Source organism: Agathobacter rectalis ATCC 33656, from assembly GCF_000020605.1.
Taxonomy (GTDB): domain Bacteria; phylum Bacillota; class Clostridia; order Lachnospirales; family Lachnospiraceae; genus Roseburia; species Roseburia rectalis.
The window spans coordinates 845666-865380 of the sequence record NC_012781.1 but is presented as its reverse complement, the minus strand read 5'-3'; the positions used below and the strand labels follow the sequence as shown (position 1 = coordinate 865380).

General features: G+C 39.8%; 23 protein-coding genes. 4 read left to right on the top strand and 19 right to left on the bottom strand.

Going from position 1 to position 19715, the window contains the following annotated elements:
• Positions 1-139: 139 nt before the first annotated feature.
• Genes EUBREC_RS04295 through EUBREC_RS04260 form a run of 8 tightly spaced genes read right to left on the bottom strand, consistent with a single transcriptional unit; the run spans position 140 to position 8477 of the window.
• The gene (locus tag EUBREC_RS04295; protein WP_012741831.1) at positions 140-1069 is read right to left on the bottom strand and encodes a hypothetical protein; all 930 of its coding nucleotides are present in this window, start codon (positions 1067-1069) and stop codon (positions 140-142) included.
• Complete coding sequence (locus tag EUBREC_RS04290; protein WP_012741830.1) at positions 1066-2586, bottom strand: COG1361 S-layer family protein; 1521 nt, start codon at positions 2584-2586, stop codon at positions 1066-1068. The genes EUBREC_RS04295 and EUBREC_RS04290 overlap by 4 nt, the downstream gene beginning before the upstream one ends.
• Positions 2583-3224 (bottom strand): ABC transporter ATP-binding protein, encoded by a 642-nt coding sequence (locus EUBREC_RS04285; RefSeq protein WP_012741829.1) that lies wholly within the window; start codon positions 3222-3224, stop codon positions 2583-2585. Before EUBREC_RS04285 ends, EUBREC_RS04290 begins: the two co-directional genes overlap by 4 nt.
• A 1-nt stretch (position 3225) precedes the next feature.
• Positions 3226-4116 (bottom strand): hypothetical protein, encoded by an 891-nt coding sequence (locus EUBREC_RS04280; RefSeq protein WP_012741828.1) that lies wholly within the window; start codon positions 4114-4116, stop codon positions 3226-3228.
• Entirely contained in the window at positions 4113-4898 is a 786-nt protein-coding gene (locus tag EUBREC_RS04275; RefSeq protein ID WP_012741827.1) for an ABC transporter permease, read from the bottom strand. The genes EUBREC_RS04280 and EUBREC_RS04275 overlap by 4 nt, the downstream gene beginning before the upstream one ends.
• 1 nt (position 4899) lies before the next feature.
• Entirely contained in the window at positions 4900-6378 is a 1479-nt protein-coding gene (locus EUBREC_RS04270) for a DUF6034 family protein (protein ID WP_012741826.1), read from the bottom strand.
• 51 nt (positions 6379-6429) lie between these two features.
• Positions 6430-7824: a HAMP domain-containing sensor histidine kinase gene (locus EUBREC_RS04265; RefSeq protein WP_012741825.1), complete on the bottom strand. Its 1395-nt coding sequence runs from the start codon at positions 7822-7824 to the stop codon at positions 6430-6432.
• The gene (locus EUBREC_RS04260; RefSeq protein WP_012741824.1) at positions 7821-8477 is read right to left on the bottom strand and encodes a response regulator transcription factor; all 657 of its coding nucleotides are present in this window, start codon (positions 8475-8477) and stop codon (positions 7821-7823) included. Before EUBREC_RS04260 ends, EUBREC_RS04265 begins: the two co-directional genes overlap by 4 nt.
• Positions 8478-8715: 238 nt before the next feature.
• On the opposite strand from EUBREC_RS04260, the gene EUBREC_RS04255 reads away from it, so the two are divergent.
• The 3 genes from EUBREC_RS04255 to EUBREC_RS04245 all read left to right on the top strand — a co-directional run bounded on the left by EUBREC_RS04255 (position 8716) and on the right by EUBREC_RS04245 (position 11211).
• Complete coding sequence (locus EUBREC_RS04255) at positions 8716-8988, top strand: type II toxin-antitoxin system prevent-host-death family antitoxin (protein WP_012741823.1); 273 nt, start codon at positions 8716-8718, stop codon at positions 8986-8988.
• Positions 8985-9290, top strand: coding sequence for a type II toxin-antitoxin system RelE/ParE family toxin (locus tag EUBREC_RS04250; RefSeq protein ID WP_012741822.1), 306 nt, complete (start codon positions 8985-8987; stop codon positions 9288-9290). The genes EUBREC_RS04255 and EUBREC_RS04250 overlap by 4 nt, the downstream gene beginning before the upstream one ends.
• A gap of 226 nt (positions 9291-9516) precedes the next feature.
• Entirely contained in the window at positions 9517-11211 is a 1695-nt protein-coding gene (locus EUBREC_RS04245; protein ID WP_012741821.1) for an AAA family ATPase, read from the top strand.
• A gap of 86 nt (positions 11212-11297) precedes the next feature.
• On the opposite strand, the gene EUBREC_RS17690 is transcribed toward EUBREC_RS04245, so the two are convergent.
• The 3 genes from EUBREC_RS17690 to EUBREC_RS04235 form a co-directional block, all read right to left on the bottom strand.
• Positions 11298-11462, bottom strand: coding sequence for a hypothetical protein (locus tag EUBREC_RS17690; protein ID WP_167527320.1), 165 nt, complete (start codon positions 11460-11462; stop codon positions 11298-11300).
• A 117-nt stretch (positions 11463-11579) separates the two neighbouring features.
• Positions 11580-11774, bottom strand: a complete 195-nt coding sequence (locus tag EUBREC_RS04240) for a hypothetical protein (protein WP_012741819.1) — start codon at positions 11772-11774, stop codon at positions 11580-11582.
• A gap of 58 nt (positions 11775-11832) precedes the next feature.
• Complete coding sequence (locus EUBREC_RS04235; RefSeq protein ID WP_148207797.1) at positions 11833-12423, bottom strand: hypothetical protein; 591 nt, start codon at positions 12421-12423, stop codon at positions 11833-11835.
• 442 nt (positions 12424-12865) lie between these two features.
• Between EUBREC_RS04235 and EUBREC_RS04230 the strand changes: the two genes are divergently transcribed.
• Positions 12866-14524, top strand: coding sequence for an AAA family ATPase (locus EUBREC_RS04230; protein ID WP_012741817.1), 1659 nt, complete (start codon positions 12866-12868; stop codon positions 14522-14524).
• Positions 14525-14610: 86 nt separating this feature from the next.
• Here EUBREC_RS04230 and EUBREC_RS17685 read toward each other — a convergent pair whose 3' ends face one another.
• The 8 genes from EUBREC_RS17685 to EUBREC_RS04195 all read right to left on the bottom strand — a co-directional run bounded on the left by EUBREC_RS17685 (position 14611) and on the right by EUBREC_RS04195 (position 19710).
• A complete protein-coding gene (locus EUBREC_RS17685) occupies positions 14611-14775 on the bottom strand; it encodes a hypothetical protein (protein WP_015516843.1) in 165 nt (54 codons plus the stop codon).
• A gap of 22 nt (positions 14776-14797) precedes the next feature.
• Entirely contained in the window at positions 14798-15136 is a 339-nt protein-coding gene (locus EUBREC_RS04225; protein WP_012741815.1) for a hypothetical protein, read from the bottom strand.
• Positions 15137-15683: 547 nt separating this feature from the next.
• Positions 15684-16073 carry a hypothetical protein gene (locus tag EUBREC_RS04215; protein WP_015516841.1) on the bottom strand — a complete coding sequence of 130 codons (390 nt, stop codon included), beginning with the start codon at positions 16071-16073 and terminating at the stop codon, positions 15684-15686.
• 95 nt (positions 16074-16168) lie between these two features.
• Positions 16169-17428, bottom strand: coding sequence for an Ig-like domain-containing protein (locus EUBREC_RS04210; protein WP_306718872.1), 1260 nt, complete (start codon positions 17426-17428; stop codon positions 16169-16171).
• A 14-nt stretch (positions 17429-17442) separates the two neighbouring features.
• Positions 17443-18573: an HlyD family secretion protein gene (locus EUBREC_RS04205; RefSeq protein ID WP_012741811.1), complete on the bottom strand. Its 1131-nt coding sequence runs from the start codon at positions 18571-18573 to the stop codon at positions 17443-17445.
• Positions 18574-18580: 7 nt separating this feature from the next.
• Positions 18581-19057, bottom strand: a complete 477-nt coding sequence (locus EUBREC_RS04200) for a GyrI-like domain-containing protein (RefSeq protein ID WP_012741810.1) — start codon at positions 19055-19057, stop codon at positions 18581-18583.
• 18 nt (positions 19058-19075) lie between these two features.
• On the bottom strand, positions 19076-19252 hold the full coding sequence (locus EUBREC_RS17680) for a hypothetical protein (protein WP_012741809.1): 177 nt from the start codon (positions 19250-19252) through the stop codon (positions 19076-19078).
• Between the two features lie 71 nt (positions 19253-19323).
• Positions 19324-19710 carry a Blp family class II bacteriocin gene (locus EUBREC_RS04195; protein WP_012741808.1) on the bottom strand — a complete coding sequence of 129 codons (387 nt, stop codon included), beginning with the start codon at positions 19708-19710 and terminating at the stop codon, positions 19324-19326.
• Positions 19711-19715 lie beyond the last annotated feature (5 nt).

Below are 19715 nucleotides of genomic sequence, written 5' to 3'. Positions count from 1 at the left end.
AGACAAACCCATGATATTGTTCAAGTATTAGGCAACATTACTTTCATTTCAAAAATTTCTGCTGTTGATTCCCAATTAAAAAGGCGCAGGAATTTAATCCTACGCCTGTTCCTATGGTTTTGAGTTACTAGCTGTGGTGTTATGCCGAAAACAGACCTATCACCAACCTGTCAACCATCACCCCTGCAATTATCCCTATCACAAATACAGTACATACTCTTGCAAAATACACCCTCTTTGGCTTAGGCGATTCGCGATAGCTTACCAGTCTGGCGGAAAGCAATATCATGCACACGGCTGCTGCTATTGCAATGCAGCCCATTATGATGTGGCTTGTTATACCGGCGCTTTTTAGCTTCCACTCCGTCAGACTTTTCTCATCAATGGTGGTGGATACGCCGTTCTCGCCCAGCTTATCCTGTATTTTTGTGATGCTTTTTAAGTCTGAAACCTTTACACAGTACGATGATGCTTTTGGTGTCTCTCCTTGATTTTTTATGAAATTTTCCGCAGCTGGAATACTTATAAACGCTGCTTGTGAATCAGAATTATCACCCACTACACCTGATATCCTTGCTGCACTTTTTCCTATGATAATGCTGTGTCCTATCCATTTTGCTGCCTCCTGTTTCACCTCCGGCTGCTGCTCTTTCAATTCAATGTCTGACAGTGTTGCAAGCATAGGGATATTTATCACAACAGAAAGCCTGCTGCTCTCATCTGAATAATATTCTCCGCATATCACTGTCCCCTCTATCATCGCAGCCTGTATGCCTCTTACACCTATCTCCTTATCCACCGACTGTGTCTGCACGTTGGTGTCTATATCATACACATACGATCCGTTTTCTGCGCCCATTTCACCAAGCTCAGAAGTTGCCTGTGTAAATGCATCCTGCGCACCATCCTCGGCAGGCATCACATATATTCTGGCACTTTCCTTAATACTGCTGCTTAGATCAAGCTTTTGCTGCACGGCATCCGCAAACAAAAAAGCTGCCAGACTTATAAACAGTATTCCCGGAAATGCGATGCTTTTCCACGTTTTAATTCCGTAGCCTGTCATCATTTCTTCCTTCCCATGTAATACGCCCCTGAAACTGCCCCTGCAAGGATTATAAGTCCACCTATTACTGCAAGTGATATCCACCACTGCGAAGCACTTTTCTCTTTCTTCTCATCGCCTGTCGAGGCTTCATCCGGCATCTTATTTATCGTTGTATTGAAGCTAAACTCCTGTGTCTGCTCATTTCCAAATCCATCCTCATACGTAAGCGTAACTGTTCCTGTCGTATCGCCATACTGACTTTTTCCCTCAAGAGTGGTTATAAACAGATTAGTCTCCCCTTCTCCTGCCGTACCGCTTTCCATATTTCCGATAAAGGCTGTCTTGGTCTGCGAAAGTCCGTCCCCTGTCACATCACATCTGACATTGTACACAGTACTTCTTCCAAGATTCATCACCTGAAATGTCAGTGGAATAGTGTCTCCTGCGGTCACATTTTTATCTATATTTGGCATGGTAAGCTTCACATCAAGCGGCTGTTCCACCGTGACCACAAAATTGCCTGTCGAGCTGAGTGTCGAAGCCTTTGGATCATCATAGCTCATGGCTATCTCTATCGGATAATTGCCGTCTGCCGTGCTTTTTGAAGCATGGAATTTAAGTGTCAGCTCTGTGGTCTTTTGTGTGCCGATTTTTCCTATAAAAATAGTATTTGAATCATTTTTAAGCTCTATATCAGCAGATGGCACATTCACGGTTGCTACCAGATTCTGCACCGATTTCTGCCTGCTCGCATTTTTTAATGTAACCGTTACCTCGAAATCCTCACCGGCCTTTACAGTATCGGTATTTATGACACTCTTATCCACCAAAACTACCGGAGCCGATGTGGGTGTCTCCTCCGCCTGTGTTGTATCTGCCGCCCCAGAAGCTGCTGCATTTGGATCAATACCGTCTGCTACCGACACAAAATTCGTAAATGACTTTTGTACTTCTATGCCGTTTTCATCCTTTCCAGTCACATTTATGATAACCGGATAGATGCCATTCACACGTTTTTCTGAAAGAGTAAGCTCAAAGGAAACGAGAAATATATCTTTAGTTTCTCCTGTACCGTTTATGTATTCAGGCTTGCAGTTAAACTCCTTTTCATAGCTTCGAAATACAAACGGAGAGTTGTCCGTAGCCCCAAGATCTACCGATGCCGTTATTTTATCCTGCTGTAATTTTCCATCGCTTATAAGAGGAAGCACCAGTGTTACATTTCCGTTTGCACAGACCGGCTGATAGCCGTTTGCGTATGCCTGCTGCATGCCCTCATATACATTTTTGTTGTCTATGCAAAGTGATACCTCAGACATTGATGCGCCCGAAGCTGCATCATCCTTTGAAGCTGCATCGTCCTTCGCGCCTGCTCCCGCCTTATTATCCGGCTTGTCTGCCTGCGCCTGAGTACTCTTCCCCTCCTGCATGACAGCACTATCCGACTTGGCATCAAGCGTGCTTGCATGCACTACGAGTATAAAATGATAGCTTAAGCACATTATGATCACCAACAAAATACTCACAAATTTTTTCACTTTATTTCCTCCATGTATCCATCATCCATCTCGCAGACCGTGTCACACAGCTCATCTATATCAGCCTGATTGTGGCTTGCGAGAATTATTGTCTTTCCCTCCGCGCGCAGCTCCTTTATCAGATTTCTGATCTGCGCTACACCATGCTTATCAAGTCCGTTAAACGGCTCATCCAGTATCAGAAATGATGGATTCTCCATTATTGCCTGTGCTATTCCGAGTCGCTGTCTCATTCCCAGACTGTACTTGCTGACATTTTTCTTTAGCCCCGGATCAAGCCCGACTCTCTCTATCGTCTCTACTATGCGCTTTTCATCGGCAATCCCCTTAAGAGATGCCAGAAGCTTAAGATTCTTAAGTCCGGTCGCTCCCGGTAGAAAGCCCGGTGTCTCTATGATAATTCCCATATCATCCGGGAAATCCATATCCTTTCCAACCTCTTTTCCATTTATGAGCACACATCCCTCATCAGGTCTTAAAAAGCCGCATATGCATTTCATCATGACTGTTTTGCCACTGCCGTTATTGCCGACAATGCCATGTATCCTTCCTGCCTCAAACTCCCTGTTGATACCATGAAGTATTTCTTCTTTTCCAAAGGATTTGTGCAGATTTTCTATTTTTATTGCAGCTTCCATGCTACTTTCCTCCTGTTCCGGTAAATTTGAAATTGTAGCCTCGCACTACCCAAAGTGCTGCGATAAAGCAGACGAGCACGAGAACTATGCAGATCAGGTAGCTCTGCCACAGCCTTGGCAGCATATCAAGCCCGAAATTGTGCATATAAAATGTGGCATGGTTTAAAGGAGATACCCAGCCCACCCATACATTTACCTTATAGGCTTCGTAATCCGGTATATTAAATATTCCTATGATTGTCTGCGGATTCAGTAAGAACCCATATATGCTGAAGCCAAATGCTGCAAGTACTCCGCCTATCTGCCCGAATTTCAGGTTAAATAAGAGCATGAGAAATACCAGAATGAGCGAATAGCACAGCATGAGCAAAAATACTATAGCCGCACAGCCGTATGGAGTAGACATCCCCATCGCTTTTACCGATGCCGGCACTGCCAGCGCCTCACCGGCCTTTGAGTATCCCAGTGCAACCGCAGTATTGCTCCATACATTTCCCACGAAAGCCTTTCTCATGCTGATAAATGCTGTCGCAGACATCACAAATACCATATAGACGGATGTGGCAAGAAGTATGTAAATTGCCTGTCCGAGCAGCCATTTTTTCCTTGTCGTTCTCATAAGAAAAAACGGTGTGGCATTTGTGACAAACGGCATATCCGCAAAGAGAAATATCAGAATCATCGATGATAACAGTATTGAGTTGCTATCACCGAAGGTCCATATGAAGGGCTCCAGTATCTGCATGGAAGTATCATATTTTTCCGCGAATGCAACTATCTTATCCGATAGCAGAAAACAGAATATAAATGCAATCGAAAAGCTTAAAAATATACGTGGATTTTTCTTCCATGTCCTGAAATTGTACAAAGCCACCATAAATACCTGTTTCATATTCCATCAAGCCTCCTCTCCATAGCCGGTATCAGAAGCACCGTGATAAGCATACTGACAAAAATCAGAAATATCACTGCGCCCGCCTCACCAAATTCCCAGTTCCCTGCCGACGGACAAAGCCACTCCTTCGGATTTATGATATACAGCTTTTTTAAGTATCTCTCATGCAATATTATCAATGTATACTCGAGCACAAACGGTGACGCATAAGCCATATATCTGCTTGCGGTGAGTACCGAAAATAGCATTCCGATCAGTGAAAACACCATTCCAATGCAAAAAAATAAGACATACGTTGCGTCTGTCTTTTCAGCCGTTCCCTGCTTCTCCATCGGCAGCAATATAAGGCGCAGCAGATTGTAGTACACTCCGGTTCCCAGTGTACATGCCGCTCCTCCGCTTATAGCTGCCGCAAGTATTTTTGCACTGATGTAATGCCACCTCCCGGCTCTCGGAAGATAGCTCTTTATAAATCCGGAGTCTATCTCCTCGAGAAAAGCCGAGGTATACGGCAGGGCTGCAAATACCGGAAGAAGCAGGCACAGGGCATCAGACTTTATGGCATTCTGCAGCACCGTAAGATGAGTGCCATAGGCAATAAGCCCCTCCCTATAATCGCCTGCCGCTTTCCAGAAATCCGCAAAGCCACCTATCCCAAGAGCAAACACGATTCCTGCGACCGCAAGGAAAAACAAACGACCTGTCAGTGCCTGCTTTATGCATGATGAAATTGTATTATTTATCCGTAGCTGTTTACTGCTTTCCTGCGCTCTATCCATATCAATAACCAGCCGTCACATCAATGACGCTTCCATCCACCGCGTTTACTGCAAGAAGAATCCATGGCTGCTGTTCTGAATGATTTTCTCCTCCAAAATCGATATTATAATCGCCGTAAAACAGCCATGCCGGTGTAAGAAGTCCGTTTCTGTCACTGCCGCTGCTCCTTACACGCATCAGTCCCAGCCTTACCTCATATACTGTTGCAGTTGCCTTTATCTCAACATCTCCATCTTCATGTTCTTCCAAATCACCTCTTGTGGTTAGAGGCATCATCTGTTCAAAGATATCCTTTGCCTGATCAAAGGATATGATACCGACATTGTCTGATACCTCCTCCTCTACCATTTGAGGAAATTCCCAGCTAAATGCAACAATACCATTTTTATCCACAATAATACGGATTTTCTCATACAGCCATGTAAGAGTAGTATCATCCTTGTCAGGTACATAATCTGAGCTTGTCGTTGCGCTTTGAATACCATTTATATTCTGCACAAGATTAAACACATATGCTGTATAGTTGTCTGCTGAAATCATTTCTGCATCCTGATTGTATTTATCCGTATCATCAAAATCTTCCTTATATTTGTTTCCTGCTGCACAACCAACATCATAAATTTCCCAGTCCATACCTATTTTCTGTACAAAGTCATCAACATATTTTTTGGCATCCTCCTCGCTTATTCCAATCTTCTTTTTTTCATCATCTGTACATGAAGCTGCCTGTGTCGTCAATATACCATCGTAATGATAGTCTTTAACATTCTCATATCTGGCAGATGAACTAAAACTATCCTCGTCAGATGATGAGCAGATATTAAGTTTTTCTTTTTGATCCTTTGAGCTTACATTTAATTCTTTGGTTTTTGTTGTACCACTTACAGTCTCCTGCTCCACATCCACATACGAGGAATCCTTTTGCACATATTTCAATGTGCTCTCATCAGGTGCTGTTTTCCTTTCCTCTTCATATTCCTTGATAATCCCCTCATGTGTTTGTATAATACTCTCTTTATCAGACTCTGAAGTATCCGGATCATCTTTAACATTTGCAATATACTTTTTTTCTTCCAATATCAGATTATCTATTATCTGCTTTGTCCAGTCTGAGCCTGTTGTAGTATAAGCTCCATCCGGGAAAAAATAGTCATACAGCTTATCAGCTATCTCCTGCGATAATTCACCACTTTTTACTCGATACATAGGTATGGTATCCTTTGTAGGGAGAGTAACAGGCACATTGTCAGCTACTATCTTTACCTTTCCGTCATCGCTTTCATAATTAAAATCGTAAGTATCGGTGGTAGTCTCTATTATGTCCTTTAATGTGCTTCCGTCCTTTGGAGTTTCCTTTGCGGCTTTCTCAAGCCTGTCTATGTTTTTCTGTGTGACAAGTGATTTGTCAGGTGTTTTCTCACAGGCTGTCATTGAAAAACACATTATTGCAGCCATCAGACAAACTATTTTTCGTTTCATAAGTTCCTCCTCGTTTTCTTTGATGATATGATTTTATCCCCTTTTATGTTTTCAAGTCATCAAAGAGTTGTAAGAGAATTGTAAAGAAAAAATACTGCCCTCCTGCAAGCTGCTTTCCACAGAAAGCTTTGAGTGGTGAAGTTCCGCAATCCTCTGGCACAATGCCAGTCCCAGTCCAAAGCCCTCCTGATTTCTCGAAGCATCTCCCTGATAAAATATCTCAAATATATGCTTCATATCCTCCTTTGAAATTCCTCTTCCGTTGTCCTTTACCGATATTCCACTGCCTGTTATATTTACTTCAATCCTTGTCGCACCTGCCTTTTTTGCATTGTCACAAAGATTGGTTATGAGCATGACAAGCATATCTTTGTCGCCCCTTATGCTGCCATTTTCAACTGTCAGAAATATATCGTCCCGGCCTTGCCATATCATCTCAAGATGTTTTTTCAGCTCCTCAAGCTCTATGTCCTTAAGCTCTATCTTATCCGCTGTAAGTCCGACCAGAGCAGTCAGCTTGCCCGACAGGCTGCCGAGTCTTTTTGCCTCAATGTCCATAAATTCGAGCGCTTCTTGCTTTTGTGCATCAGTCAGCTTCATATTACGAAGCGAATAGGCATAGCCGCAAATCGCCGTTACCGGAGTCCTCATCTCATGGGAGAGCGCATGTATGAGCCTGTTTCTCGCCTCAGAGGTCTCCTCAACCTCTGCGATATGTGACTCTACAGCCTTTGCCATCGTATTAAAGCTGTGCGAGAGTGATGCCAGCTCATCCTTTCCTTTTACGTCTATCTGACGCTGATACTGCCCCTGTGATATGGCATCAGCCTCATCCTTAAGCTGCTCTAACGGTCTTAGTAATTTTTTCAGGAAAACAATCATACTTACTGCCGCAGCTAATGAGATAACAATTCCAATCCCCACACAAAGCGCAATCATCTGGTATATCTGTCTGTAAAGCTCTGTTATATCGCGCACTATACATACCTGATAGATTCTGTCATTGATATTGATATCCACTCCGCAGATGTAATAGTCTGCCCCTTCTGTATGCACGATGTCGCTTTTCGTCTCCCCCTGCATCTCAATATCACTCTTATCCTCATTCAGCCCAAGTATCGTTGGCACATCAAGTCCGGAATCGTTATATATTATCTCATCACCACACTGCAGCACATACTCCGTGTCAGAATCCGAATACTGCGTCTGCTTAAAAAAGTAGTATTTCAGCTTTGTCTCCGCTGTAAGCTCTTCAACTGTGCTTTCTATGTCACTTTTGTTTGTATAAAAATTAGCCACAAGCTTTTCCAATTCTGTCTTTGTATAGCTTGTGGTACTGTTTAACATATTTTTTTTGCTGACATATATCATAAGTGTGCAGCACAGTGTAAGAGAAATCAGCAAAAATCCAAGTGTTCCAATCGTTATCCTGCTACGAAGCTTCATTCTCCTACCTCCAGACGATATCCAATCTTTGGCACAGCTACTATACGAAGTCCTGTCTTCTTGCGTAATGCCGCCACATGCACATCGACAGTTCTCGTCTCTCCCTCGAAATCTATTCCCCATATCGCATTCAGCAGCTTTTCCCTCTCCAAAGCGATATTTCTGTTTTTCGCAAGGGTACAAAGCAAATCATACTCCATAGGTGTCAGGGATATCTGCTCCTTTTTCTTAAAAACTATGTGCTTTTTCATATCAATGGTAATGTCATCAAGCTCAATGATATCATCGCTTTTTCCTGTACGCTTTAATATTTTTTCTATGCGCAGCAAAAGCTCAAGCATCTCAAACGGCTTTACCATATAGTCCTCAGCCCCGCCCGAAAGGCCTTTTACCTTTGACTCAAGATCGCCTCTCGCGGTCAGATATATCACCGGAATATCTGCTTTGTTGAGTGGCTCGAGCAGACCAAAACCATCAACCCTTGGCATCATGATATCCACTATCGCAAGATCTGCCGATGCTCCTGTTGCGAGATAATCGAGCACTTCCTGTCCGTCCTGCATGGACACCGTCTCGTAGCCTGTAATATTTAAGTTCATGCATATCATTTTATTGATTGCAGTTTCGTCCTCTGCGACAAGTATTTTACTCACTGTTTAACTCCCTCTGCTCCCTGCAGCAGCCCATCTGTCACAAGAAGCTTATCCTTTATATCTGTGCCATCATTAAAAGGCATAATGCCTGTGGCCTTGTACATATTATAATAAAGTTCAGGAATTTTTTCATCTTTTTTTCACATATATCGATTTGTGATTAAGTATTTGAAATCCATCACATTATATTGTAATATATGTATATAATAACATCAAAATATTACTAGGAGGATATGCTATGTCTTCAACAATTATAAAACCGTCTGCCGCTATAAGGCAGAACTATAACGATATATCTAATCTGGCAAAAGAAACCCATTCACCGATTTTTCTCACCAAAAACGGAGAAGGAGATCTGGTTGTAATGGATATCGAAACGTATGACCAAAGGGAAAAACAATTAGAATTACGCGAAAAACTTGTTGAAATTGAAGAAAGACGCCAGGCTGGAATAAAAGATACTCCCGCCCGCGATTTTTTATCTGAATTAAGGGAGATTTACAACAAATGAAATATAACGTAGATATATCACCGGATGCCAAAAAGGAACTCAATAATTATATTTCAGGTGCAATGGAATTCGGCTCCGAATCTGTGAGCAAAATATTAGATGCTTTTGATGAATGTATCTGTATTTTGGAAACTACTCCAAATGCCGGTTTTGATAAATTAAAATATATCCCCGCAAAATACAAGGTTATACATCTCTGGAAACACTACTGGATGATTTTTCAAATATATGAGGATGAACATTGTGTCAAAATTGATTATGTGATAGATGATCGTCAAAATTATGGACGATTTGTTCATTGAAAATATCATAATATCGGATGTTACTGTTCACACCTAACAGTGTGGCCAGCAACGATTACAGCCCATTTAAAATGCCTCTACGAGGCAGGGGCTGTAATCACTCAATAATTAACACAATGGCGCATAGCTTGACACAAACATATAGTCACTGGAAATTGTAATTCCTCTAAAAATCAGTTATACTATATGTGAATGCATCGAACATTTTTTAACTGGGGAGGCTCGCATGGAAATATTAAAACTGCCTGTTGGAATCGAAAATTTTGAAGATATACGAAGGTCTGGATTTTATTATATAGACAAAACTATGCTTATCGAGCAGGCTTTAAACAATTGGAGTAAAGTAACGCTGTTCACCCGTCCTAGGCGCTTTGGAAAGACTCTTGGTATGAGCATGTTGCGCTCATTTTTCGAGATTGGCACTGACAAATCACTGTTTGACGGATTATATATTTCACAAAATATAGCTCTTTGTGATGAGCATATGGGCAAATATCCTGTGATATTTATTTCACTTAAGGATGTCGAGGGTTTATCATATGATGAGGCATTTCAGGTATTCTCCAGAATTATAGGAAATGAAATCAGCAAATTCTCCTTTTTGGCAGAAAGTGATAAATTGACAGTATTGGAAAAAGAACAGTTCAAAGGATTACTTCATATAGAAAAAGGAAAGTTTATTTTTGACAAGGATACATTTACCGCTTCTTTTAAGCTTCTTTCCCAGCTTTTATATAAGCATTACGGCAAAAAGGTCGTCATCCTGATAGATGAGTACGATGTGCCACTCGACAAGGCATACCAGAACGGCTACTACCATGAGATGGTCTCTCTCATACGAGGCTTGTTCGGACAGGCACTAAAGACCAACGATTACTTACAGTTTGCTATTTTGACAGGCTGTCTTCGCATATCAAAGGAAAGCATCTTTACAGGATTAAATAACTTTAAGGTGCTCTCCATCATGGATACACGATTTGATGAGCAGTTTGGATTCACGGACAGCGAGGTTGAGGAGCTTCTAGCCGCCTACAATCTGGATTCGCATTTCACAGAAATCAAGGAATGGTACGATGGATACCACTTTGGAAATGCCGATGTATACTGTCCGTGGGACGTGATAAATTACGTGGATCTGCTCAGATTTGAGCCTACTGCAAAGCCGCAGGATTTCTGGTCAAATTCAAGCGGAAATGCTCTGGTAAGAAGCTTCATTGACAAAGCCGATGTCCAGACCAAGGATGAGATTGAGCGCCTGATAGCAGGCGAATACATTGAGAAAGAAATATCCCAGGAGCTAACCTACGATGAAATCGACAAAAGCATCTCAAACCTGTGGAGTGTGCTCTTCACGACCGGTTACCTGACAAAGCAGGGCGTGACCGACGATGGCAGGGTGCGTTTATCAATACCAAACCGTGAGATTAAAAACCTTTTCATCAAAAAAATCCGCGAATGGTTCAGCGATACAACCGCAAATGACGGAAAGACACTTGAACAATTCTGCAATGCATTTGTGGATAAGGATACCGAAAAAATAGAAGAGCTTTTTGGCGATTATCTCTGGAATACAATAAGCATAAGGGATACCGCAGTTGCCAAAGATAAAAAAGAAAATTTCTACCACGGTATACTGCTCGGTCTGCTGGGCTACAAAGCAAGCTGGCTCATCAAATCAAACACCGAATCGGGCACCGGCTACAGTGATATCCTCGTTGAAGTTCCAAAGAACCGAACCGGCATCGTGATAGAGCTTAAATATGCCGAAAACGGCGATATGGATGCAGCCTGCGATGAAGCTCTGAAGCAGATTGAAGAAAAATCATATGTGGATAAGCTGAAGCAGGATGGCATGCGCAATTTCATCAAGTATGGAATTGCTTGCTTTAAGAAGGATTGTAAGGTTGTGGTAAGTGAATAAGGCACGCATTTAAACAGGCGTAGAGAGACTAGCTCCACGCCTGTTTACTATTCTTTTAATACACATTTTGTAAGTCAATATATTAATTATTTCTTTCTATTATCATAAACACCAAGTACTTGTACTATTAATGCAAGCAACATAATAATAAATAAACCTATACTATTTCCATATAAAAATATAGTAAATGCCTGTATTGCAACAACTACCCAGTTAAATATTAATAAAATAAGTTCAAGATTTTTTTTCATTTTCATTTCCTTCCTAATTCATTATTTTCTAATATATCAGCATTTTTTGAAGAAATTCACAAATCACTCCAAAAAGTGATATCAATGCACTTATCAGAATGTTGAAAGCAAAACTTTCTAAAAATACTCTATAATAAACTCAATTACTTTCTTAAACTTTCCTTGAATAATCATTCCAATAATTCCCACTATAACAATAATTATTCCTATATAAAACATAACATATGAATCAATAAACCATGTTGTTATTTCCATTATTGCACATCCTATGACAAAAATCACTACTGACAAATTAGAAACTATTTTTTTCATTTATCCTCCTTATTTTGTCCTATAATTTTCATTAGAAAATAATCTCTATTTTTCTTTCTTAATCATAATTATCTTCATATCTCTTATAGTTATTTGTGGCAAATCTGGCCAACCATGTATCAGGCGGAAGTGTCCATAAAATCACCAAAATCCACACTATGATACCGATAGCCCTATAAACACCACAAAGCTCCGTGCATGGTGCAATATCCAGACACGCAAATACAGAAAAAACACCACAAATAATAAATGCAATACCAAAATACACCAACCAAAAATTATTCTCCCAGCGATTCTCAAAGAAAAACCCTTTTATTTTTCTCCGCTGTAATATAAGCAATACCACACCGGCTATAGTCATCGCTATATTAGCCGCTTGATAAACATATATTCCCAATATAAATGCAAGTAGTATCGGAGAAATAAAGACTCCGCATATTCTTGCTCCGGCTATGCCATCACTTGACACTTCATCTTTGATATTACTCATAGCACCTTTAATCTGTATTATAAAAAATACCAAATAAAACATAAGACCTGCTGTCACAAGTCCAAGCCATTTGGGCAAGCCGAAAACTGCTTCTCCAATAAAGCAGCCTATTGCCAAAACACATAATTGTATGAATAAAATTTTTAAATTCTTCTTCATATTCCCCCTTATTTTGTCACTCCTGTTTGCAACCGTTCCTGACTCTTCAACTGTTATTAATTTCTTTATATCATATAATCCATATATCTTCAACCATAAATACATGAATGACACGAACGGTACTCAACAAATTTAGCAGGCTTATTTCTAAGATAAAAATAACATGACAAAAACCATATTTCAATAATAACCCCGTGAACGATGCACTTCCCCCCGCGAACGTCGTACTTAACTCCTCAACACCTATTTTTATCATATTGTATTATACATCTTGAAAATATCTATAGCTCAATTATAGACAAACTCACAGTATTTTTCAAACAAAATAATTATAACCATAAATGCCCTAAATTTTAGATAATCAATAGAAATTGTAATTCCTCTAAAAATCAGTTATACTATATGTGAATGCATCGAACATATTTTAACCGGGGAGGCTCGCATGGAAATATTAAAACTGCCTGTTGGAATCGAAAATTTTGAAGATATACGAAGGTCTGGGTTTTATTATATTGATAAAACTATGTTTATTGAGCAGTTTTTAAATACTTGGAGTGAAGTAACGCTGTTCACCCGTCCAAGACGCTTTGGAAAAACTCTAGGCATGAGCATGTTGCGCTCATTTTTTGAGATTGGCACTGACAAATCACTGTTTGACGGATTATATATTTCACAAAATAAATCTCTTTGTGATGAGTATATGGGCAAATATCCTGTGATATTTATTTCACTTAAGGATGTCGAGGGTTTATCATATGATGAGGCATTTCAGGTATTCTCCAGCATCATAGGAAATGAAATCAGCAAATTCTCCTTTTTGGCAGAAAGTGATAAATTGACAGTTTGGGAAAAAGAACAATTCAAAGGATTACTTTATATAGAAAAAGGAAAGTTCATTTTTGACAATGCTACATTTACCACTTCATTAAAGCTTCTCTCAAAGCTTTTATATAAACATTACGGCAAAAAGGCAGTCATCCTGATAGATGAGTACGATGTGCCACTCGACAAGGCTTATCAGAACGGCTACTACCATGAGATGGTTTCACTCATCAGGGGCTTGTTCGGACAGGCGCTAAAGACCAACGATTACTTACAGTTTGCTATTTTGACAGGCTGTCTTCGCATATCAAAAGAAAGCAGCTTTACAGGCCTTAACAATTTTGAAATTGTTTCAATCATGGATTCAATGTATGACGAGTGCTTTGGCTTTACAGATAAAGATGTTCAGGAAATACTTACGTATTTTAATCTTTCAGAGCATTATGCAGATGTAAAAGAATGGTATGACGGATATCACTTTGGAAATGCCAATGTATACTGTCCGTGGGACGTGATAAATTACGTGGATCTGCTCAGATTGGAGCCTACTGCAAAGCCGCAGGATTTCTGGTCAAATTCAAGTGAAAATGCTTTAGTCAGAAACTTCATTGACAAGGCCAATGTCCAAACCAAGTATGAGATAGAGTGCCTGATAGCAGGCGAATACATTGAAAAAGAAATATCCCAGGAGCTGACCTACGATGAAATCGACAAAAGCATTGCAAACCTGTGGAGTGTGCTCTTCACCACCGGTTACCTGACCAAGCAGGGCGTGACCGATGATGGCAAGGTGCGTTTATCAATACCAAACCGTGAGATAAAAAATCTTTTCATAAAAAAAATCCGCGAATGGTTCAGCGATACAACTGCAAATGACGGAAAGACACTTGAACAATTCTGCAATGCATTTGTTGATAAGGATACTGAAAAAATAGAAGAGCTTTTTGGCGATTATCTCTGGAATACAATAAGCATAAGGGATACCGCAGTTGCCAAAGATAAAAAAGAAAATTTCTACCACGGTATACTGCTTGGTCTGCTGGGCTACAAAGCAAACTGGCTCATCAAATCAAACACCGAATCGGGCACCGGCTACAGTGATATCCTCGTTGAAGTTCCAAACAACCGAACCGGCATCGTGATAGAGCTTAAATATGCCGAAAACGGCGATATGGATGCAGCCTGCGATGAGGCACTGAAGCAGGATGGCATGCGCAATTTCATCAAGTATGGAATTGCTTGCTTTAAGAAGGATTGTAAGGTTGTGGTAAGTGAATAAGGCACGCATTTAAACAGGCGTAGAGAGACTAGCTCCACGCCTGTTTACTATTCTTTTAATACACATTTTGTAAGTCAATATATTAATTATTTCTTTCTATTATCATAAACACCAAGTACTTGTACTATTAATGCAAGCAACATAATAATAAATAAACCTATACTATTTCCATATAAAAATATAGTAAATGCCTGTATTGCAACAACTACCCAGTTACCTACTAATAAAATAAGTTCAAGGTTATTTTTCATATCCATTTCTCCTAGTATTTTACTACATCATATCATATAACTGATTTTCCAAACCAAGCATAAAGACGGTACCTGCAATGGTACCAGCCAGTCCCATACGGCTAGCAGTCCCAATTACAATTGCTCTAGTCTGCCATTTCCACTTAGACCATTTTTTAGCAGTATTTATGCCAGCATGATATAATCTTTTACCACATACCGTTCCTCCAGCATATGTGGCACCATATATGGTTATTACCGTACCAACTATAGTTGCTACTGTTGTTACAGCTATTCCTCCTTCCGTATAGCACATCTCCTCTTCATCCATTACAGCATAACTGCTTGGGAGCACCAGTGCTCCATCGTAACACATATCCATATATGTGTACCTCCTTTTCTCTTTGTTTTATTTTGCCATTCCCGTCTGCAGACAGGCCTGACTCTATGTAAAGCTTTTACATACAAAAATTAATCATCTATGTGTAGCTCATTACACCTTTATCGTTCGATTCCACTGAATCTTCACACTGTTTTTCTTTTATTTCACCTTCTATGATAACAAAATTTCCCTGCTGCATCCCTGATCTCATCAAGAGTCGCACTCTGTCTTGTAACACTTATATTGTCATAAATACTTTTTTTAATTATCTTCACAACTATAATTTTTTCACTTTCTTTTGTTTTCTAAAAAATAAACTAAAACTGCATATATAATCATACAAAATAAAAATATATATTCACATACCGAATACTCACTCAATGTAATGAAATGTGAATTAACAGCCGACAATAAAAAAAACTGTAAAAACAAAACAGAACCAGCAAAATGTAAAATTTTTGTATTTTTCTTTATTGTTATAAATAAATTAATAATCATATAAATCAGTATTGCAATTGACACATAAATTATTTTGCTCATAATCACCTCAAGAAACAGAAAACAACCCAAACGGATTGGATGTTGTTTTTAATGTAAATTTTCCTTTTTTTGCCATACAGTATAATGCCTGAAACCCTGCACTATACATTTGACCTCCCAATGCCCCACTTCCATACATTATTGCTACAGTTGCTGCAATTCCACATATCCAAGCAATTGGACCTCCGCCTATACATCCTCTAATAATTGTAACTCCTACAGCTTTACCCATTCCAGATAAAAACAAACCAGCCGATGTAAGTGCAACAGCTGCTGCCCATCCTTGATTTCCTCTATAAGTTCTACTTCCACCCCCTTCTGTATAAGTCATTTCCTCTTCATCCATTACAGCATAACTGCTTGGGAGCACCAGTGCTCCATCATAACATAATTCCATTTTGTTTTCCTCCTGTTCTCTTCTAAACATTATTTTTCTGCCATGTCTGTTTGCAACCGGACACGACTTTATGTAAATCATGATTACATACACCTTTACCAGAACCAGTATCTTCTCTTTACCGCCACATACACAGCTATTCCTGCAATTATGCCGATTCCACCTGCAATCAGTATATATCTGACCGCTGTACCGCCCTCTCTGATTGGCTTTGCCGTGATCATATACTTTCCAGGTGTGCTTAAATTAAGCCCGCTCATGTCTTTTGTACTCACAAGTTCGTATTTATGCTTTACGTTATTATATAGATACAGATATTTTCCTTTTACATCATCTATGTGCAGTGTCACTTCTCCGCACAGATACTCTCCATCGTTGAGATTGAATTTTATGCAGTCTCCTGTCCTTTCGAGTTCTATATCCGTATTAAGTTCATTTTTATAATTTACTATCTTCTTTCCGTCTATTATGATGCTGTAGCCGTCTCCGGTCACTTTCATTGATCTGCCTGCTGTGTACAGTTCATATAGCATCTGCTCACTTATTACAGGCGTTTCGGATACATCCATATTTTCATCAAATGTCTGTTCACTTGTATTTTCTGCGTCTGTACTATCTGCTGCCGGTTCAGCCACAGAACTTTCCGTATCTCTGTTTACGATTACCGACACTGCGCCCGACAAATCCCCATTTGAAACTATTATTGTAGCTGAACCTGTCTGTTTTGCCGTTACCACACCACTGCCTGATACTGCTGCAACTGATGTGTTGGTTGATTTGTATGAAACCGCCTGCTCTGCCTCTGCCGGAAACACAGATACGCTCAGTTTAAATGCCGTTCCCGGCTTCATTACGAGATATTCTTTGTTTATATTTATTCCGGTTGTTTTTACTTTTACTGTCAGATTTACCTCTTTTATTATACTTCCGGCAGATACATATATGGTAACATATCCTTTTGAGATACCCTTTACTTCACCTGCTGAAGTCACAGTTGCTATATTTATATCAGATGAACGGAATGTTATCGTGCTTTCCGTGGCATTCGCCGGAAGTGCTGTGGCTGTAAGGTTTATTGTCTTTCCTACTTCCACTTCCTCCTCATGATCTGATATCTCGATATCCGTTACCGGTATATTCTGTCCCGTATCCTGTACGTATGTTTTGTCTTCCTTGTCCGTTTCCGATGCATTGTCCGGTTCCGGTGTTTCATCCATATCCGGTTCTGCATCATTTGCCATATCGCTTTCTTCCGCTGTCACTTCTGCAGCATATACCGCCATCGGTAAGTACTCCATTCCCAAAGCCAGTATAAATATAACTGCAAATATTCTTATTCTGTTTCTTAACTTCATAACCTTATCCCATGTCATTTTCCGGTTTTTATTCCGAGTTTCTCAAGCACATAGTTAAAATATGTGACTTTATCATACTGTATTCTTGCAGCCGCCGTCATGCCGTTAGTCACGTCTACCTTGTCTCCCTCACGGCTCAGCACATAATCCTGGTCTAGCACTATCATCACTTTAAATGCCCGGCTTGTTGCTCCATCCTGCCCTTCCTGTGTAGTGACATTGCTGTCTATCCGTGATACGCTTCCGCTTATCGTCCCATAGACATTCTGTGACAGACCGTCCATAACCACCTGCACTCTGTCTCCCTCACGCATTCTGGCCATATCAGATGTGGAAACATATGCTTCGAGATATCTCTGCGAATTTTCCGGTGTGATTGTTGCCACAGTTGTCGTTGTCTGTACAACCATTCCACTCTTATAATTTCCCAGCATATGCAGAACTCCTGATGTGGTAGCTTTTACCTCATAAGCATCCTGCCCACTTGTCACCGCTGCAAGCTGTGCATCTATTGATGCAATTTGCAGATTCGCCTCTTCAATCTTTGTCTCGGCAGATTGTATGGCAGAATAATATACTTCATCAATCTTACCCTGATTAGTTTCAAGCTGTGCCTGTATCTGCTCATCAGTATATCCATATGCCTGATACGTTGACACATCGGCCTTATTCTGTTCCACCTGTGATTTGTAGGTTTCAAAAAGGCTCCAGTACAGACCGTCATCCGCTTTTGTCTCGTCAAAATAATTGGTATCGTCTTTTATTGATTTTATAAGAAGACTATACTGTGATATCTGTTCTTCATATGATTTTCTGTTGTCTTCAAGCTGTGTCTGCTGCAGATCATAATCAGTGCTTTTAATTGTAAAAAGCACATCCCCGGCTTCCACAAGTGCGCCCTCTTCCATGTTGCTGTCAAGAATCTCACCCGTATAGCTGCACATGACGTAATTTGACTCATCATTCGTCACAGTTCCCTGCGCCTGTATGGTATACACCTTTGGTGTTTTTATACTCCATACTACTGCCACAATAAGGAAAACGGCTACAACTGTTATAAGTATATAGCCGAATGCCGGTGGATTCTTATCAAACAGTATTCTCGATTCCCTTATTTCATCTAAACTCTTTACTCTTTTGCTCATATTTCTTTTATTCCTTTACAGGCATGAATACATCCGCAACCATGGTTTCATCCTCTTCATTCCTGTCCACATAGATAGTATAATTGCAGCCATCCAGCTCAATATCATTCTCAAATGCATAAACTCCAAGCTTGTCATAGGCAAATTTCAGCTTATCCTCCGGTCCGATATAACGTGCATAGAGACAGTTCTTTACACGTAAAATGGAATCCATCTTGTAAGGTGGTTCTACGTTGTGGATGAAGTTGTCTGTCTGAAGCATAAACTGCATTTTAATATCTACAGCTCCGTCATCTTTAATTTCAAAACTCGTAGCCTGAATTAATGGCCCAATCTGTTTTGCTCCATGAGTTTGTATATAAGTATTCAATTTATTGATTTCAATGTCAAAAAGTTCATCCGATTCAGATTCTAAATCCACCTGCACAGATAATACATTTTGAAGTTTTAAAATTTTGTGTTCTGAAAGAGTTATTGTGTTCATATATTTTTATCCTAACTTTTAATAATTGTTTTTTTTATTTGCTTTTAATAAAAAAATTAAATTTAAAACATTTCCAACAATTACAATCAGCACTGTGAATATACTCAATACACCCTCAGCATTTGGAATAACAAATATTGAACATAAAATTAGTAAAAATTGTACTATCACATATATTATTATTTTATTCTTCATCTGATAATTTCTCCCTTTATAATAAAATATTCTATAACTTACCTACTATAATAGTAGGTAAGTTTTTGTTCCTAGCAATATATATATATTACTTTCTTCCCATTATATAATTTTCCAGATTTTAATATCGGAATATATGTGTTTAATCCACCTTTCGATGCCGCATAGCTCCAAACGGCTGCTGCAATTCCACAAGCTCCTGCTGTAACTCCTCCAGCTATTGCTCCTATTGGACCTGTCAAAGCTCCTATAATTGACGCTACACCAGATATAACTCCATAAGCAAGTGCTATTTTAGAACATTCTGCTGCTGTAAAGTGTACCCTATATGTATCAAACAATTTTCCCGAAGAGTATTTAGATACTCTAATTCCCCCTTCCATATAAGTCATCTCCTCTTCATTCATAACAGCATAACTGCTAGGGAGCACCAGTGCTCCATCGTAACACATATCCATGTATG

Bases quoted from the DNA above. Each gene is read 5' to 3' on its own strand.
- EUBREC_RS04195 (WP_012741808.1), bottom strand. From the start codon at position 19,710: ATGGATATGTGTTACGATGGAGCACTGGTGCTCCCTAGCAGTTATGCT.
- EUBREC_RS04245 (WP_012741821.1), top strand. From the start codon at position 9,517: ATGGAAATATTAAAACTGCCTGTTGGAATCGAAAATTTTGAAGATATA.
- EUBREC_RS04200 (WP_012741810.1), bottom strand. From the start codon at position 19,057: ATGAACACAATAACTCTTTCAGAACACAAAATTTTAAAACTTCAAAAT.
- EUBREC_RS04250 (WP_012741822.1), top strand. From the start codon at position 8,985: ATGAAATATAACGTAGATATATCACCGGATGCCAAAAAGGAACTCAAT.
- EUBREC_RS04235 (WP_148207797.1), bottom strand. From the start codon at position 12,423: ATGAAGAAGAATTTAAAAATTTTATTCATACAATTATGTGTTTTGGCA.
- EUBREC_RS17680 (WP_012741809.1), bottom strand. From the start codon at position 19,252: ATGAAGAATAAAATAATAATATATGTGATAGTACAATTTTTACTAATT.
- EUBREC_RS04280 (WP_012741828.1), bottom strand. From the start codon at position 4,116: ATGAAACAGGTATTTATGGTGGCTTTGTACAATTTCAGGACATGGAAG.
- EUBREC_RS04225 (WP_012741815.1), bottom strand. From the start codon at position 15,136: ATGGATATGTGTTACGATGGAGCACTGGTGCTCCCAAGCAGTTATGCT.
- EUBREC_RS04230 (WP_012741817.1), top strand. From the start codon at position 12,866: ATGGAAATATTAAAACTGCCTGTTGGAATCGAAAATTTTGAAGATATA.
- EUBREC_RS04205 (WP_012741811.1), bottom strand. From the start codon at position 18,573: ATGAGCAAAAGAGTAAAGAGTTTAGATGAAATAAGGGAATCGAGAATA.
- EUBREC_RS04285 (WP_012741829.1), bottom strand. From the start codon at position 3,224: ATGGAAGCTGCAATAAAAATAGAAAATCTGCACAAATCCTTTGGAAAA.
- EUBREC_RS17690 (WP_167527320.1), bottom strand. From the start codon at position 11,462: ATGAAAAAAAATCTTGAACTTATTTTATTAATATTTAACTGGGTAGTT.
- EUBREC_RS04270 (WP_012741826.1), bottom strand. From the start codon at position 6,378: ATGAAACGAAAAATAGTTTGTCTGATGGCTGCAATAATGTGTTTTTCA.
- EUBREC_RS04265 (WP_012741825.1), bottom strand. From the start codon at position 7,824: ATGAAGCTTCGTAGCAGGATAACGATTGGAACACTTGGATTTTTGCTG.
- EUBREC_RS04295 (WP_012741831.1), bottom strand. From the start codon at position 1,069: ATGATGACAGGCTACGGAATTAAAACGTGGAAAAGCATCGCATTTCCG.
- EUBREC_RS17685 (WP_015516843.1), bottom strand. From the start codon at position 14,775: ATGAAAAATAACCTTGAACTTATTTTATTAGTAGGTAACTGGGTAGTT.
- EUBREC_RS04210 (WP_306718872.1), bottom strand. From the start codon at position 17,428: ATGAAGTTAAGAAACAGAATAAGAATATTTGCAGTTATATTTATACTG.
- EUBREC_RS04255 (WP_012741823.1), top strand. From the start codon at position 8,716: ATGTCTTCAACAATTATAAAACCGTCTGCCGCTATAAGGCAGAACTAT.
- EUBREC_RS04240 (WP_012741819.1), bottom strand. From the start codon at position 11,774: ATGAAAAAAATAGTTTCTAATTTGTCAGTAGTGATTTTTGTCATAGGA.
- EUBREC_RS04215 (WP_015516841.1), bottom strand. From the start codon at position 16,073: ATGGAATTATGTTATGATGGAGCACTGGTGCTCCCAAGCAGTTATGCT.
- EUBREC_RS04275 (WP_012741827.1), bottom strand. From the start codon at position 4,898: ATGGATAGAGCGCAGGAAAGCAGTAAACAGCTACGGATAAATAATACA.